The organism is Lactiplantibacillus herbarum, from assembly GCF_001039045.1.
In the GTDB taxonomy this organism is placed as follows: Bacteria; Bacillota; Bacilli; order Lactobacillales; family Lactobacillaceae; genus Lactiplantibacillus; species Lactiplantibacillus herbarum.
The window spans coordinates 1-16397 of record NZ_LFEE01000038.1 but is presented as its reverse complement, the minus strand read 5'-3'; the positions used below and the strand labels follow the sequence as shown (position 1 = coordinate 16397).

At 42.8% G+C, this 16397-nt stretch carries 17 protein-coding genes and 1 pseudogene; 15 read left to right on the top strand and 3 right to left on the bottom strand.

What is annotated here, in order from left to right:
* Positions 1-86: 86 nt before the first annotated feature.
* Positions 87-650, top strand: coding sequence for a TetR/AcrR family transcriptional regulator (locus ACG95_RS11750; protein WP_048000704.1), 564 nt, complete (start codon positions 87-89; stop codon positions 648-650).
* An 86-nt stretch (positions 651-736) separates the two neighbouring features.
* Here the strand turns inward: ACG95_RS11750 and ACG95_RS11745 are convergent, their stop codons facing one another.
* Positions 737-1465, bottom strand: a complete 729-nt coding sequence (locus ACG95_RS11745) for an SDR family oxidoreductase (RefSeq protein WP_048000703.1) — start codon at positions 1463-1465, stop codon at positions 737-739.
* 211 nt (positions 1466-1676) lie between these two features.
* Here ACG95_RS11745 and ACG95_RS11740 point away from each other — a divergent pair, with 211 nt between their 5' ends.
* The 4 genes from ACG95_RS11740 to ACG95_RS11725 all read left to right on the top strand — a co-directional run bounded on the left by ACG95_RS11740 (position 1677) and on the right by ACG95_RS11725 (position 4431).
* Positions 1677-1985, top strand: coding sequence for a winged helix-turn-helix transcriptional regulator (locus ACG95_RS11740; RefSeq protein ID WP_048000792.1), 309 nt, complete (start codon positions 1677-1679; stop codon positions 1983-1985).
* Between the two features lie 121 nt (positions 1986-2106).
* Positions 2107-2910: an HAD family hydrolase gene (locus ACG95_RS11735; RefSeq protein WP_237756513.1), complete on the top strand. Its 804-nt coding sequence runs from the start codon at positions 2107-2109 to the stop codon at positions 2908-2910.
* 10 nt (positions 2911-2920) lie between these two features.
* The gene (locus ACG95_RS11730) at positions 2921-3865 is read left to right on the top strand and encodes a LacI family DNA-binding transcriptional regulator (protein WP_048000701.1); all 945 of its coding nucleotides are present in this window, start codon (positions 2921-2923) and stop codon (positions 3863-3865) included.
* Positions 3866-3915: 50 nt separating this feature from the next.
* Positions 3916-4431: an MFS transporter gene (locus ACG95_RS11725; protein WP_237756512.1), complete on the top strand. Its 516-nt coding sequence runs from the start codon at positions 3916-3918 to the stop codon at positions 4429-4431.
* Between the two features lie 80 nt (positions 4432-4511).
* Here ACG95_RS11725 and ACG95_RS11720 read toward each other — a convergent pair whose 3' ends face one another.
* A complete protein-coding gene (locus ACG95_RS11720) occupies positions 4512-5717 on the bottom strand; it encodes an MFS transporter (RefSeq protein WP_048000699.1) in 1206 nt (401 codons plus the stop codon).
* 126 nt (positions 5718-5843) lie between these two features.
* Between ACG95_RS11720 and ACG95_RS11715 the strand changes: the two genes are divergently transcribed.
* The 6 genes from ACG95_RS11715 (at position 5844) to ACG95_RS11690 (ending at position 12271) form a co-directional block, all read left to right on the top strand.
* The gene (locus ACG95_RS11715) at positions 5844-6206 is read left to right on the top strand and encodes a winged helix-turn-helix transcriptional regulator (protein WP_048000698.1); all 363 of its coding nucleotides are present in this window, start codon (positions 5844-5846) and stop codon (positions 6204-6206) included.
* 153 nt (positions 6207-6359) lie between these two features.
* On the top strand, positions 6360-6980 hold the full coding sequence (locus tag ACG95_RS11710) for a GyrI-like domain-containing protein (RefSeq protein WP_048000697.1): 621 nt from the start codon (positions 6360-6362) through the stop codon (positions 6978-6980).
* Positions 6981-7210: 230 nt separating this feature from the next.
* On the top strand, positions 7211-8539 hold the full coding sequence (locus ACG95_RS11705) for a sensor histidine kinase (RefSeq protein ID WP_237756511.1): 1329 nt from the start codon (positions 7211-7213) through the stop codon (positions 8537-8539).
* A 322-nt stretch (positions 8540-8861) separates the two neighbouring features.
* Entirely contained in the window at positions 8862-9983 is a 1122-nt protein-coding gene (locus tag ACG95_RS11700) for an NAD(P)-dependent alcohol dehydrogenase (RefSeq protein WP_048000696.1), read from the top strand.
* 184 nt (positions 9984-10167) lie between these two features.
* Entirely contained in the window at positions 10168-11970 is a 1803-nt protein-coding gene (locus tag ACG95_RS11695; RefSeq protein ID WP_048000695.1) for a hypothetical protein, read from the top strand.
* Between the two features lie 85 nt (positions 11971-12055).
* Positions 12056-12271 carry a hypothetical protein gene (locus ACG95_RS11690; RefSeq protein WP_048000694.1) on the top strand — a complete coding sequence of 72 codons (216 nt, stop codon included), beginning with the start codon at positions 12056-12058 and terminating at the stop codon, positions 12269-12271.
* A 146-nt stretch (positions 12272-12417) separates the two neighbouring features.
* Here ACG95_RS11690 and ACG95_RS11685 read toward each other — a convergent pair whose 3' ends face one another.
* Positions 12418-12816: an aggregation-promoting factor C-terminal-like domain-containing protein gene (locus tag ACG95_RS11685; RefSeq protein WP_048000693.1), complete on the bottom strand. Its 399-nt coding sequence runs from the start codon at positions 12814-12816 to the stop codon at positions 12418-12420.
* Positions 12817-13110: 294 nt separating this feature from the next.
* Between ACG95_RS11685 and yjeM the strand changes: the two are divergent.
* The 4 genes and pseudogenes from yjeM to ACG95_RS14925 all read left to right on the top strand — a co-directional run bounded on the left by yjeM (position 13111) and on the right by ACG95_RS14925 (position 16253).
* Positions 13111-14599 (top strand): annotated as a pseudogene (gene yjeM, locus ACG95_RS11680) (glutamate/gamma-aminobutyrate family transporter YjeM).
* Between the two features lie 110 nt (positions 14600-14709).
* Positions 14710-15531 carry a helix-turn-helix domain-containing protein gene (locus ACG95_RS11675; RefSeq protein ID WP_048000692.1) on the top strand — a complete coding sequence of 274 codons (822 nt, stop codon included), beginning with the start codon at positions 14710-14712 and terminating at the stop codon, positions 15529-15531.
* 177 nt (positions 15532-15708) lie between these two features.
* Entirely contained in the window at positions 15709-16122 is a 414-nt protein-coding gene (locus ACG95_RS11670; RefSeq protein ID WP_048000691.1) for a hypothetical protein, read from the top strand.
* Complete coding sequence (locus ACG95_RS14925; protein ID WP_272946178.1) at positions 16119-16253, top strand: hypothetical protein; 135 nt, start codon at positions 16119-16121, stop codon at positions 16251-16253. Before ACG95_RS11670 ends, ACG95_RS14925 begins: the two co-directional genes overlap by 4 nt.
* Positions 16254-16397: the final 144 nt, after the last annotated feature.

Below are 16397 nucleotides of genomic sequence, written 5' to 3'. Positions count from 1 at the left end.
TGTAACGTCTGTACCAGTATCTTACAATGGGCGTATATCAGATACAAGCGGTAACGTAGCATCTGTGACAGAATGGAGGAATTGTTATGGCAGCGACTAATCATGCACAGTCGATCAAAAGGGATTCACAGACTTACCTCACCACAGCGTTACTGCAATTATTAGCAACGCACGATCTCAATACGATTACGGTGACGCAGGTTGTTAAACGAGCAGGTGTCAGTCGGATGGCATTTTATCGCAACTTCAACAGTCTTGAAGAATTGCTGACGGCCTATTTTGAGCCAGCGATTCATGCGCGGTTTCAAGAAGTCCTGGAACATGTTGATGCGGACCAGAAGTTAACCGCTATTGGGGGCTTTTTTGCTGATTTTGCCCCCACGATGCAATTGGCTGAACAACGTGGGTTTGAATTTGTGATCCGACAGATCTTCAATGAAAATATGGCGGATTTTTATCGTGCCACGATGAGTGATACTGGCTTAGCACCCGTTCAGTTGAAATACTGGACGAAATTTATGAGTGCCGGCGTTTATACGATTTGGCGCGAATGGTTACTGACAGGTCAAACAGAGTCGTTAACGACCATCCATGATCTGATTGCTACGTTCCAAAATGCTACAACGCAGGCGCTGATTCAGCGACGGTAGTTATTGGTAGTACTAAAAAAGCACCATCAATTTAGCATAAGATTGCTAATTGATGGTACTTTAATTTATGTTATTTTGAATTCAACTTAAGCGTCTTGGGCCGTAGCAGCGATGTCTACTTCGCGGATGTTAACTTCTTGGGGCATGTCGTACATGAACTTGACGGTAGCGGCTACGTGCTTAGGATCAAGCGTTAAACCACCCATGGTTTCTTTCCATGCTTCATAATCTGACAAGGCAGAATCACTAGTGACGTGAGTTAATAATTCAGTTTCAGCTGCGCCGGGGGCAACCATCATCACGCGGACGTTCTTTCCGGAGTTTTCTTCACGCAACGTTTCGGATAAACCGTGAACGCCGAACTTAGAAGCAACGTAAGCAGCGTGGTTAACGAACGTCTTTTTACCAGCTAATGATGACATGTTTAGGATCGTCCCATGTTCGCGTGCGCGCATGTCGTTGAGGACGATTTGGGTGCCGTTCAACACACCCATGATATTGGTGTTGAGCATCGTTTGCCATTCTTGAGGGTCTTGATTTTGGACGTTGCCAAGCAACATTAAGCCGGCATTGTTGACGAGTAAGTCGGTTTTGCCGTACTTGTCTTCGGCTTTACGAATCGCCGTTTCAAATTGTTGGTAGTCGGTCACGTCGACTGAATCGATCATCACGTTGTCGAAGTTTTGAGCTAGAGCAGCGAGCTTTTCTTTGCGGCGACCGAGTAATAACATTGGGAAGCCGTCTGCGGCGAATAATTTGGCGATTTCAGCACCGAAACCGGAGCTGGCACCAGTAATAACAACTAATGGTTTCATATTTAAGTTACCTCCATGGTAATTGCGGTTAGTAATAGAAATTTTAATAAAAGCGATCGGTTGGATTCTTGACGAATTTCAGTATACTAAGAGGTACTTATAGAAACAAGTACGCACCTTTAGGTAACTACCAAATGAAAGCGAGTGAAGTCCCGTGTTGAAAGATGTCATTGCTGCCCAACCACGTTATCGAAACGAATTCGATGCCACCATGCAACTGATCCGTGGCAAGTGGAAAATCGTGATTTTATTTGAATTAGCGGAAGTTAAGGTCAGTCGCTTTGCTGACTTGCAACATCATATTAAAGACGTCTCCCACAAGACTTTAACCAGTCAATTACGAGAATTAGAACGCGATGAATTGATCGAGCGCCACGACTTTAAGACGGCTCAGCCGCACGTTGAGTACGAACTGACGGCTAAGGGGCAGAGCTTGATCCCTATTCTGGATGCTATCTGCACTTGGGGCGATCAGCATATTGATCCGGCGTTGATTGAACGTTCGTTGTGTGATGAATAGTACCACAAAAAAATAAAGTATTCAGTATTAGGATTATTTTAATACTAGATACTTTGTTTTTTTCTTGCCCTCGAACGCGTTCGACCCGTTATACTAAAGATAATTAAATTAGGAGTGACAGATGATGATTAACTATCTTTTTTCAGACTTAGACGGGACGTTACTTAATCCGGCCGGCGTGGTCAGCCAAACTAACATAGCAGCTATTAAAGCAAAAGAACTACCAATGACGCTAGTTTCAGCACGTGCACCAATCGAAATGTTGGCGCCCATCAAAGCGCTAGACTTGACTGGACCACAGATTGCTTTTAATGGTGGGTTAGTCTTTACTTACGAAGACAACGTGATCAAGCCGTTACAGATCCATCCGTTGGCACAACAACGAGCACGGATGCTCTTGGCATTTGTGAGCGAAACTTTTTCTGATGTTAGTTTGAGCTGTTATACGCAAGATAACTGGTACACAGAACGCATAGACAGAGGCGTGTTAGCTGAGCAAGCATTGACTGGGCAAAGCCCAATTATTACAAGCTATGAACAATTATTAGCGGATGAGGATAATGCGTGTTTTAAAATCATGATGATGAGCTTGGATGTAGAAAAATTGAGTCAATTAGCAACTGCTTTGAAGCAGCTCGATTATCAAGATATTAGCGTCAAACTGTCTGGCCAAACCTATCTGGAAGTAACTAGTAAACAAGCGCAGAAGTCGAGTGGGATTGCTTTTATTAAAGACTACTACCATTTAGAAACTGCGACGACCGCAGCTTTTGGTGACGGCGAAAATGACCTGCCGATGTTTGAATCAGTTGGAACCGCAATCGTCATGGCTAACGCAATGCCTGAAATTCAAAGGGTGGGGCAGTGGGTAACTAAGTCAAATGCTGAAGATGGGGTTGCACATGCTTTGAAAACTTATCTCTAGGGGGATGTAAATGACTAATATTCGTGATATTGCACGCATCTCCGGCTATTCAGTGTCGATGGTTTCGCGCGTAATCAATCGGAAAAATTATGTTTCACCGGCAACCCAGTTGGCAATTCAAAAAGTCATTGATCAGTTAGACTATGTGCCAAATGCGGTCGCCCGTGATCTCAGTCGGGGGCGGACGCAAAATGTTGGTGTGGTCTTACCGCACTCGGATCATCCGTACTTTACGCAACTGGTACATGGAATTATGAGAGCGGCCTTTAAAGAAAATTACCACGTGGTACTATTACCTTCAATGTACGATGCAAACATAGAGCGGCGTTACTTAGAAGACCTACGGCAAAAAGCGTATGATGCGTTAATTTTCACCTCACACGGATTGCCATTATCTGAATTGGTACACTACCAGCAATATGGGACGATCGTTATTTGCGAAAATTCGCATGAGACGCAGTTACCTGCCGCATATGCGGAACGGCAAGCAAGCTATGTACAGGTGTTTCAACATTTACAAGAACGAGGCGCCAGTCAAATTGGTGTTTTAGCTAGCCGCCCACTTGAAGTGAGTGCAACCACTCAAGCGATGGTCCAAGCTTATACTACGGTCTTTGGACATGAGCTGTCGGCAGCAAATATCTTTACGGGAGTGACAACGCCACAAGATGGCCAGCGGGCGGGTGACTACTTTATACAGCTCCAACCAACTGTAGATGCGATTTTAACCAATGGAGATGACATTGCAATTGGGGTGCGACAAGCTTACCAACGAGCAGGTGTGACGCCACCTTATCTGGTTGGTCAGGAACATCAAATGTCCGGTGAAGCCATCAATCTACCAACGATTGATCATCATTTTGGCGAAGTTGGGGCCCAAGCCTTTCAGTTAGCGTTTAGTGAGCAACTTCGACAAGTAGGTATTGCTAGTCATTTCTTATTGTCGCCGCGCTAGCGTGGCTGTGTGATTATTTAATCAGTACAGTCAATAATCTGCTGAATAACGTGCTCAATAACAATATTTCATTATTCGTAGTTGAAGAAAAACTCGGTGCAACTTCGCATGCTGCACTGACGTCAACCATCTCGCTGATTGGTGGGATGCTATGTGGACTAATAGTCGGTTTAATCGGTAAGTGGTTCAAGTATTCTTCCATTACAATTGCCTTTATTCTATACGGTTTGTCGTATCTCTTGATTGGATTTGGTCACTCATTAGTGCTGGCTTTTATCGGCAGTTTTGTTGTCGGTGCTGCGATGAGTATTGCAATGGGGCAATTCCCATATTTAATCTCAATTGCAGTTGGCAAGAATAGCGTTTCGATGGCGCTAGGTGTGTACGTTGCTATTTATTCAATCGGTGGAGTTGTTAGTCTATTGGTCGTTAACCCACTAACTAAAATGGGTGATGGGATGGGGCTCAACGCGTTTGTTGTCAGTGGCGTTTTGGCACTACTATTAGGATTGATCTGCATGGCTGGTCAATTCCAAAAGAAACTGGTTCAAGCAGCCCAACATTAATTAATGCAATCAAAAAACGGTAAGTAGCATCATTTTTACGTGACACGGCTTACCGCTTTTTATGATGCTATTTTAGTCGTTTAGCTTTCGGTGCAATTACGAAGGGGCGCCTTAGCTGGCCGTGCTAACCAGATTAAGCCGAGTAATAATACAAGACTGATGGCGACCATGCCAGCACCAAATAGTGGCGTCCAGCCTAGCCCTAAGTGGGTAGTCACTTGACCACCAATTCCAGAACCGAGGGCGATCCCAACATTAAAGGCCGCGATGTTTAAAGCTGAAGCCATCGTAATGTCTTGAGGGGTGTTTTCTTCAGCTAATTGAACAATGTAGAGTTGCAATCCGGGAACGTTCATGAAGGCGAAGACGCCCATTAATAGAACAGTGAGCAGTCCTAACCAGTGGCTACTACTCGTCATGCTTAGAATCAATAGTGCTACTAATAGACCGGTAAACATTTTGAATAGGGCAGTCAAAGGTTTGGCGTTTGCCCAACGACCACCAAGGGTATTGCCGAGTGCAACCATCAAACCGTAAACAACGAGGATGATAACGACGGCACTAGCTGACCAGTGCATCCGTTGTTCCAATAGTGGTGATAAATAAGTGTAAGCCACAAAAGTACCGCCGTAACCAAGGGCCGTTACGAGTAAGGCTAATAACAATTGAGGGTTAGTTAAAATGCGACCAATGCCGCGAACGGTTGCTTTGGCAGGCAACGGTAAGTTACGAGGAATCAACCAATAATCGGCCAATAAGCCTAAGACACCAATAATACTGATGAAGATGAATGACCAGCGCCATCCGCCTAATTGTCCAATCATAGTGCCCAAAGGGACCCCGGTAACGGTCGCAACCGTCAGGCCGGTGAACATGATGGCGATGGCGGATGCCCGTTTAGCTGGGGCAACGACGTCCGCTGCGATAACGGAAGCAACCGTCATGAAGATCCCGTGAGCCAATGCTGCAATAATGCGACCAACGAGTAAGACGCCGAAAGTGGGTGCTAACGCTGCGAGTAAGTTACCGAGAATGAAGAGTCCCATGATCAACATCATCAAACGGTGTCGATTGAGCCGACCGGTTAGTAGGGTCATGACGGGAGCGCCAAACATAATCCCGATAGCGTAGATTGAAACGGTTAAGCCAGCCTGTGCCAAGTTAATGTGGAAACTGTCGACTAGAAGCGGCATTAAACCAACACTGATAAATTCCGTAGAACCGATTGCGAAGGCACTGATCGCTAACGCGAAGAGTGTCCATGTGGGTGAAAATTTCTTTGTCATAATAATCCTCCTGTAGTTGCTAATATGATAAATAATGATTATACTAGCAAGGAACTATTAGACAAGTACCGACTTTAAAGTGCTATACACACCAAAAAGTAAGTGTTGAATAGGAGGGCGTTTTGAATGCCAACAAAAACTTATCATATCGGCGTTGAGGCCACGATGGAGATTATCGGGGGTAAATGGAAGTCAATTATTCTCTGCCATTTACGATTGAAAACGATGCGGACCAGCGAGCTTGAACGTGCAATTCCACAGATTTCACAAAAGATGCTCGTGCAACAATTACGTGAACTGGAAGCTGCTGACATTGTGGCACGCAAAGTTTATCAACAAGTACCACCACGAGTTGAGTATGGATTGACGGACTATGGTCGCAGTCTTTCGGGCGTTTTACACGAACTCTGTGTCTGGGGTGAAGAGAATATTGACCGGCGGCGTGAAGAAGGAGAGACTATCTCGCTGTTGCACCGGGATGATTTATAGGATGATACAAATTAAGGGACAGCTGACTAGAAAGTCGCTGGCCTTTTATTTATTTACAGTTACAACCATTTAGCCTAGATTTCGAATGGGTAGGTAGTCCCAGTTAAGCGATGCTATAATAAGTGTATTAAATAGCGAATGGAGAACACCGACATGAAATATGAATGGCGTAAACAAGAGCAAACGACCTACTCGTTGAAGAAGCAACCGCAGATCTTAACGATTCCGGCCCAAACGTTCATCTCGTTGCATGGTGTGGGCAATCCTAATGGGTCAGCATTTCAAGAAAAACTGCAGACGCTTTATCCAGCAGCTTATGGCATCAAAAACACTTATCGCCAGTCCGTTAAGGAACAAATGGTTGCGTTCGATGATTATGTGGTCTTTCCATTGGAAGGGGTCTGGTCGCTGACTGCTAAGGGCCAGCAATTAGATCATCTTGATAAGGATGAATTCAGCTATGACATCATGATTCGGGTGCCAGATTTTGTGCCGATCGAGCTGATTGAACCAGCACTGGCAGCGGTTCAACAAAAGAAACAAGTTCCTACTGATCGGATTGAAATCAAACATTTCGAATCAATGCAGGTCGGACAAATTCTGCACGTTGGATCTTATGATGATGAACCTGCGAGCTTTGCGAAGATTGACGAATTAGTCGCTGAACAGGGTAAACGACGATCGTCTAAAATTCATCGTGAAATTTACTTATCAGATGCGCGCCGAGTTGCCCCAGAACGATTAAAAACGATTTTGCGTTACCGAATTGAATAACAGTTAAACTGGACGAGTTATTCCCGTTGGGAGTGGTTAGTTCAGTTTTTATTTTCTATGAAATAATTAGTATTAAATACAAAAAAACTTGTAAGGGCTCAAATTTCTCGGTGAACCGGATGATGACTACAATGTATAATAGAGAGAGTAATAGAAACAAACGGTTAGTGCAAAGTGATTGTAAGTTCAATTAACAAACATGCAGTATCTGTCTAAATGGGGGTGATGAGGTGGCAGCAGTGATGTTTGGATTGTCGCTGATTTCTGGCGGCTATGAAATGCTATTTTTACTGATTGGTTTTCGTGAATACGTTACTTGGCGGTTGAGTGCTGTCTGGGTAGCGTTGATTGTGCTGGAAGCGATTATTGCTAACGCGGCAACCGTGCAGTGGCCCCAAGTCCCGTTAGTCTTTTTCTGGATTATACCGTTACTGATTATCAATACGCTGATGAGCTCACGATTGCTCTATACCAAGTGGCTATTGATGTTGCCGGTAGTTATCTTTTTAAATGCGATTAAGCGTTTGTTGGGGGCATTAGTCGGCGTGCTAGCAAAGCTAATGGTTAAGTCCACGTCACCAATGCTATTGCGGCAAGCCGTGGGACTACATGCTACGGCAGACCTGAATCTTTTTATTGCAGTGATCGTGACGTTACCGATTGTTATCTTACTGGGGATGGCTGCTCACCGGTGGCTAGTTCGAGTGGCAGCTGCGGACTTTCTGCAGCGTGCCCGGGTTGATTTGAGTGACTATCTATTAGTTTTATTATTTTTCGGCATCTATGTGCTGGCGTACGTTTTTGCCATGGAGTGGTCGATTAACGGTCAAGCTTATATGGCAATTGTGGCTAGCATAACGTTTGGTATTATTGGTGTTTATTTAATTAATAATAAAAATAGTCACCTTAACGATGCGCAGTTATTATTAGAAGTGTCTAACTATAATGAACTGTTAAGTCAGCATAATCAGGACTTACATCTATTCAAACATGACTATCAAAACGTCCTACTTAGCATGGCAGCTTTTATTCAAAATAGCGATATGCCTGGTCTTAAACAATACTTTGAAGATGAAGTCCTACCGGCAAGCGAGCAGTTGAATCGACAGACTGAACTAATTGGACTCAGTCGCCTAGATATGCCGACAGTGAGCGGGATGATCTATGCAAAATACGAAGCGGCAAAGCAGCAACATGTTCAGTTGAGTGTCACCATCTTAGAAGCTGTCCGGTTGACGGACATTCCGCAGATCAAGGTCGTACGTATTTTAGGGAATCTATTGGACAATGCGATTGATGCAGCGGCTCGTTCTGATCAACGAGTGGCAGTAACAATCAGCAATTATGACGTGCAAACAGCGGTTTTTACTATCGTGAATCAAGTGCCAGCTCAAGAAACGATTGATCTAGCAGCAATCAAAAAAAGTCGCTTTACAACTAAGCCGGGGCATCTTGGTTATGGATTGAGCAGTATCGAACAGTTAACGACGACACAATTGCAGGTTAACTATCAGATTGAAGAGGGACGCTTCATTGCTGAATTAGTTGTGAAGCATTAATAAGATCAGAAGTAAGCAAACCGATGGCGTGGGCCGGTTTGCTTTTTTTGTAGGTGCTCACAACTTAAAATGAGGATATTACTAGTCGATAATGTGCTACTGCTAGTGTAAAAGTCACAAGTTAATGAAAAAAACGCTGATTTATCAAACATATTTACAGGACTTTAGTATCACATTCACAGGTTAAAAACGTATTATCGTTGGTATGTAAGTGTTTATAAGCGTATGAAGGTGTTTTTTAGTTAGCTTGAAGCAATTTGTGTAGTATGTAACAATATGAAATGTAAGCGTTTTACATACTTGATAAAGCGAGGCATTCATGATGAAAATTAAAGCAGCAGTTGTAGATAAGGTTAACGATCCATTTGTCATTAAAGATGATATTGAATTGGCAGCAATGACACCAACCGACTTACAGATTAAGATGGTTGCAAGTGGAATCTGTCACTCTGATGAAGCTATTCGAAAAGGTGACGCATCACTTGGTTACCCAGTTATCTTAGGTCATGAAGGTTCTGGGATCGTTGAAGAAGTTGGCTCAGAAGTAACTAACTTTGAAGTTGGCGATCACGTTATCTTGTCATTCTATGCGGATGGGACTTGTGACAACTGTTTGAAGGGGATGCCAACTAAGTGCCGGAATTACGGCGATTACAACTTAAGTGGGACTCGTCCAGACGGCTCTGATCATTTCCAAGAAAATGGTCAACATATCAGTGACATGTTTGACCAATCATCATTCACAACCCATACCGTTGTTGACCAACGCAACGCCGTTAAGGTCCCTAAAGACCTTGACTTGCGTCGCTTAGGACCACTAGGCTGTGGTTATGTGACTGGTAGTGGGACTGTCTTGAACAGCTTACAACCACGTCCAGGCCAAACGATTGCTGTCTTCGGTACTGGTGCAGTTGGTTTGGCTGCAATGATGGCTGGTAAGATTTCTGGCTGTACTGAAGTTATCGCCGTGGATATTGTTGATTCTCGTTTGGAATTGGCTAAGGAATTAGGCGCAACCCACGCAATCAACAGTAAGGAAGAAGATCCTGTTGAAGCTATCAAACGTTTAACACATGGTTATGGGGTTGACTTCACCGTTGATACTACCGGTGTTGAACCCGTAATGATCTCTGCAATTAACGCCTTAGCTCAAGGTGGGACGGCCGCTTTGATTGCCGTAACGTCTAAGAACATCACCATCAGTTCGTGGAACGACCTCTGTGTTGATGACAAACGGGTCATCGGGGTCAACATGGGTGATTCAATTCCAGGTGTTGATATTCCTCGTTTAATCGACTTCTATCAACATGGCATGTTCCCATTTGAAAAGACCGAAAAATTCTACAAGTTTGATGAAATTAATGAAGCCAACGCCGATTCTGGTAGTGGTAAGACGATCAAACCTGTCCTGATTATCGATGAAGATTATCAACCAGGTAAATAAGAATAATAGTAAAAGTCTGGCTTAAAAGTCAGACTTTTTTGATGGAAAAGAAGTTAGTTCAGTTCGTGGGGTTAAATTACGCCATGAAGTTAATGAAGAAAGCTTGAAAATTTTGTATAATAGATAAGTTGTTCTTGGAGAAGTCAGTTTATCAACTGGAAGAAAATAAGAGGGGATCAGCTTTATGAAAGTTAACAGAACGGTGCGAGCATGGGGGATCATATTACTCGCAACATTGATTGTGGTTTCACCATTACTTTTAAATAGAACGGCTATCTTAGGGGTCGATGGTTATTTTCAGTACAACCGGATCTATGAAGCTGCAATGCAGCTTAGACATCATAATTTTAGCTTTTTAAATTTATATTCATTTCAGCAAACAGGAAGAATTGTTAACCAAGTGTATAGTCCTTTGTTAGCTTATCTTTTTGGTGGTGTTTTATTACTTGCGGGCAACTGGATGAGATTCCAGATTGTTTCGTGTGTGTTGGTAATGCTTGTTGCGGGAGTGACGACTTATCACGCTGCACAGCGCTTGAAATTAAACTTTAAAATATCGGTATCTGCTGGAATCATTTATATGACATCATTCTCCATTGTTGGGTTTATTTATAGTACCAACTGGCGGTCAATGGCTGCAGCTTTGATACCGTTGTTGGTTGGTCCGATGATCGACTTTTATGAAGGTGATTGGTCACTCAAATCAATGCTATCGTTAGGCGTAATCGTGGGACTGATTGCTCAAGTGCAAATCCTGACGGTGGCGCTATCGTTACCAATATTAATTCCATTTTTTGTGTATGGACTGATTAAATCTAGTTATAAATGGCGAAGCTTGGGGTATTTGATAGTAGCAATTATAGTAGCATTACTCCTTAGTTTAAACATAGTTTTGCCGTATTTGGATATTAATGCGAATAGCTATATGGTGCCACCAGTTCCGTTACATTTGGTTGCGGGTGTTGCTAACGTGGTTGTCCCATTTGTCGGCCACGGTGAGTCATTAAGTGTTCCGGTTATTTCAATTATTTTCTATCTAGGATTAGCAGGATTATTGTGGTTTTGGAAAAACATTTCTACCTTTGCGAAGGTTCTTTATATTTCAGCCTTAGTTTATATTATCTTGGGTACTAATTTAATTCCTTGGCAAGTTATAGAAAATCATTTCCCGATTTTGCAATATTATTTGCAACTACCATTTCGTTTTACAATTTCTGGAATGGTCTTCTTAACTTTGGGTTGTCTGCTGGTACTTACTGATATTGCACTGAGAAAAACTGATAGTGGTATTTCTACCAAAGTGATTGGTTTTGCAAGTGCTATGATGGCCGTAGCAGCCGTTATGTCATTAGCTATATCTTTGACTGGTAAGGTTCAATTCGATAACAATCCCAAAACGACGGTTGCTAATGGATTGAATACCAGTCCTGCCAATGTCCATCCTAAAACGTACCAGGGTAAGCAATTGAAAAGCTTTACAGATCTTCAACCGACTTTTCATACTAGACATTTAGGCGATCTGATTCGGAGTGTCGATCGAACTACACCAGATTATATTCCGGTTTCAAATTATTCAACTAAGGTCTCGTACTACGACTTATACAATGAATTAATTATTAAAAATAAATTTAATTATCAACACACCGTCAAGCCTAATGGTATTCTCCAGGTAACATGGAATAATCGGACCAATCAGAAAAAGAAAGAAGTACCAGTATTTGCTTATGGAAGTACCAAAATTAGAATAAATGGTCGTAAGGTAGCGACTAATAGTATTAAAAAGACCAGATTGGGGACGTTGATCGTACCCGTTAAAGCCGGAAAAAATCAAATTCAATTGAGCTATCAGCCTAGACTAGTGACCAAACTGGGTATTGTGATTTCAGTTATTGGTTGGATAGTGGTATTGCTGATTACTGCATATCAAGGTTTAAGGCACATGAAGCGCAATTTGAGTATTAATAAGAACGATTTTGATACGAATTAATGATTAATTTTCTGCCCAGTAGAAAACACTTATAGTTTTAATTTTAGGCGTATAATGTGAGACATAATAAGGGGGCGGATTGCTAATGAATACTATTATTTGGCAAATCGTGATTGGAATGGTTGTCGCTGGATTAGGAGGCTACCAACTGTGGGCAAGTCGGAGATACTTGCATCAGTTGCAGACACATGGAAATGCGGAAACTTCTAGTTTTGCGTTATTAGCCGTGTGGAGTAGTTTTGTCTTAGGCGTTTTGTTCTTGTTTGGTGGTTTGGCAATTGCTATCGGGGTATTCAGCTAAGCTACGGGGAACGCTTTAACTATAAATACTGACTATATTTGAGTTAATTGTTTTTAAAAATCAGATCATAATCTAGAACAAAAGAAATCACCTCAGAATCAATTTTCTGAGGTGGTTTCTTTTATTAATACGTTGCTGATGTAATTTTAATACCAGTGGTGCCGTTGCCAGAACTGTTTGGCTTTAACCCATGAGCCGTAACGGCTAGAAACATACGTGTTAGCACGCTTTTCTTGATTGACTGGTGATAGATCGCCGTGTAAGTATGACTTCAATAACTGGTAACGACCGTAACATTTACCGTTGCGTGCTGTATAGCTATAGCCAGATTCACGGTAGGCAATCCAGTTCTTAGCATTCTTATTGCTGCTGGATAGTTTAGCGTTAACTTGAGCGATTTGTTGAGCTTGCGATAAGCGTCTAGTGGCAGCTTCAACAGTGTTCGTGTTGAGTGAGACTAAGTTAGTAGCAATATTGGTGAATAAGCCAATGGCACAACCAAAGAGCATCAGTAATAAGACTGATTTTAACTTAAAATTCTTCATAATTATGTATAACCCCGATTTGTTTAAATTCATAACCCTATTGCTGTAGCATACACGTGTAATGTTGCAATAATGTTAACGCGAGGTTACTTTGAGATTAAGTAGATTTTTAATGACGTTACTGGAGAATGTTTGAATAATTAATTAAATGAATAAAACGAGCAATCGTCACATAGAAAAATCATAATATTGTTAGGAAAACTAAAGCGGTTTATTGCAATCTTACGGTAATCTTAGAATTGGAAAAAGTTTAACCATAATTTTTATCAAAAATAGGAGTAAGGGAGTGCAATCATGCCAGAAAATGATAATGCGAAAATCACGCTAGTAGCTCTAGTCATGATGATTTTCACCACGGTTTTCGGTTTTGCCAATAGTACGGTCGCCTACTACTTGATGGGATACAGTTCAATCCTGTTTTATTTAGCCGCCGCAGTACTATTCTTTATCCCGTTTGCGTTAATGATGGCGGAATACGGGGCCGCAATTAAGTCGTCGGATAGTAGTGGGATGTACAAATGGTTAGAGGTCAGTGTCAACGCAAAGTTTGCGTTTGTCGGTACCTTTATGTGGTTTGCATCTTATATTATTTGGTTAGTTTCAACGTCAGCCAAAGTTTGGATTCCATTCACCACGATGTTCTTTGGGAGTGACCAAACGCAAAAATTTGCGATGTTTGGATTGAACGCGACTCAAGTTATCGGGATTCTCTCATGCCTATGGATGGTCTTAGTGACCTTTGTCTCAATCAAAGGGATGAAGAGTATCGTACGGATCACGAGTCTTGGTGGGATAGCTGTAACGAGTTTAACGGCCATTCTTTTAGTTGTTTCTGGTGTCATTCTGGCCTTGAACCACGGCCAATTTGCACAGCCATTACAACCACGTGATGTCTTCACCAAATCCTAGTTATCAACATCCAGTCGGACTATTAGGTTTCGCGGTGTTTGCAATCTTTGCTTACGGTGGTCTGGAAGTACTTGGTGGGATGGTCGATAAGACGAAGAATCCTGAAAAGACTTTCCCACGCGCCATTATGATTTCAGCCGTTGTGATTACGATTGGCTATGCTTTAGGAATTTTCTGCTGGGGCATTAGCACGAACTGGCAGGCAGTCTTATCGAACCCTACGACCAACATGGGGAACATCAGCTACGTTATGATGCAGAACTTAGGTTACGTTTTAGGTCAGTCGATGGGATTGAGCACAGCGGCCGCTACAACAATGGGTCTCTGGTTTGCACGTTACACTGGTCTAGGGATGTTCTTAGCTTATAGTGGGGCCTTCTTCACGTTGACGTATTCACCATTGAAGACGTTGATCTTGGGAACGCCTAAGGAATTGTGGCCAAAGAAGTTCACGAAGCTTAATAAGGCAGGAATGCCTAGTTATGCCATGATGATTCAATGTGTGATCGTCATCGTGATTATCTTGGTAGCGTCATTCGCTACCGCTAACGCTTCTGCTTTCTATAACGTTTTAACGTTGATGGCCAACGTTTCAATGACGTTACCATACTTGTTCTTGCTCTATGCTTTCCCTAAATTCAAAGCAAACAAGAATATTATTAAACCGTTTGAAGTTTACAAGTCATTGACTTGGACTAGAATTATCAGCTGGGTTGTTTTCATTGTCGTGTTGGGTGCCAACGTCTTTACGTTGATCCAACCAATCTTGGAAACCGGCCAGATTCAAAATACGGTCTGGATGTTAGTCGGCCCAATCGTCTTTGGGGCTGCCGGAATCATCTGGTACCAAGTACGCGAAAAAAATGTTAATTAATTAAATTATAGACACCGTCTTATTCAGTTAGTAACTGAGTAAGGCGGTGTTTTTTGGTTGCTATCGTCATTAGGCTTGGTACACTCATTAATAACTAAGGGGATGAGCACATGGCACTTGGACAGACATTAAAACAAACTAGGCTTGAACAGCATCTCAGTCAGCGGCAAGTTGCCACTGGAATCTGCGCGCAGTCGATGCTATCAGCTATCGAAAACGAGCGCTATGTTCCGAATGCACGGTTGTTACTAGCGCTCTGTCAACGCTTGGGGATTGCGGTTAGTACGCTGAGTTTGGCAGATAATTTTGATATTAGCACGGACAATCACTTCAATCAGCGAATCCAACAACTGTGCAATGCACATCAGTATCAAGCATTGAAAGATTTCCTGTTGATGGATGAAACGTTAGCAAGTGTTGAGACGGATGAACAGACGCAGGCTTACTATTATTATCTGGGTGTGGCTGAACTGAATGTTGATTTGAGTGTCGATGAGGCTCAGCGACACATGCAACTGGCCGTAGATTTGGCAATGCCACAGACAGCGCCAAGTACCTTGACGCGCTTAGCTTTGATCTCCTTAGCATTGATTAAAGTGAAATTACGACATCTAGCTAGCGTTGCAACACTGGTGAGCCAGTCATTGGCTGACATTGAGACGGCTAATTACGAGTCTAATCTTAATATTATCTTTTATCTGGCCGGACTGGTGGCGTATCGGCAGGGAGATTCAACAGTGGCGTTTCAGCGCTTAACAACTGGGATGGCGTTTGTGACGGCTCACGATTCGCATTACATGTTGGCGAATTATTACCGGTTAATGGCACAACTTGCACAGGACGCGGGCCAATCAGAGGCAGCCGCCGATGCCAGTCAACGACAAAAAATGCTCACAGACCTCTTTCACGAGCAGATCAATGAGCAACTATAGTAATCAGCAGCGATCAGTATTCTGATTATTGTTAGGCGTGCTGAACGTGTACATTGTAACCATCAACTAGAGAACGTATCTGCTAACGTAAAAGTTAACTGTCAAATAAACTATAAAGTGTGGTTGGTCACTGAGTTTGACGGTAGCGTCTGTGGAACGTGTTAGGGAGGTTACAAGATGACAGCAGCATTATTTACTAACGAGGTCGTCACGCAAGCGGACCAAGCAGCAGTGCGCAAGGTACTATTAGCGCCAACCAAGTTACCATTGTGGGCTACGGAGGTCACAAGAGTTACGGCCGTGGCGGATGATTATTTGGTAGAACGGACGGATGCAGCACTAAATTCGCAGGAACGATTGCACGTATCTACAACTGATGACCAGGTTACGTATCAGAGTTATGATGGTCGGGTCGACTATCGTGTGGTGTTTACGCTGAAAACGCAGGAGGGGCAGACACTTATTCAAGAAGCATTTTACCTAACGACATCACCTAGCTGGTTACCGGTACCGCTATTAGCGCCAATCGCGAAGCACGCATTCCATCAAGAACTGGCGCACCTAGCCGTATTAGCGGAACAGCCACAATGACAATGGCTAATTGGGAAGTATTGCTCAAGTTATTAGTAACTTGGTGGAGTATCGGCTGGTTATTGAGGGCGGGATTAGTGTTAGTGATTGGTTTGATTGGGTATCGCATTGTCAAAAAAGAACGACGGTGAATAGGGGCCTCCAAGTGATTGTTGTAAATCATTTGGAGGTGTTTTTTTATTGATTCATCTAAGTATTCGTTGGGCCTTGAATAGCGATAACTAATTTGCAATAAAATAAGTTCTAACTTTCGCCTCCGGTGGTCAGCACTAGCT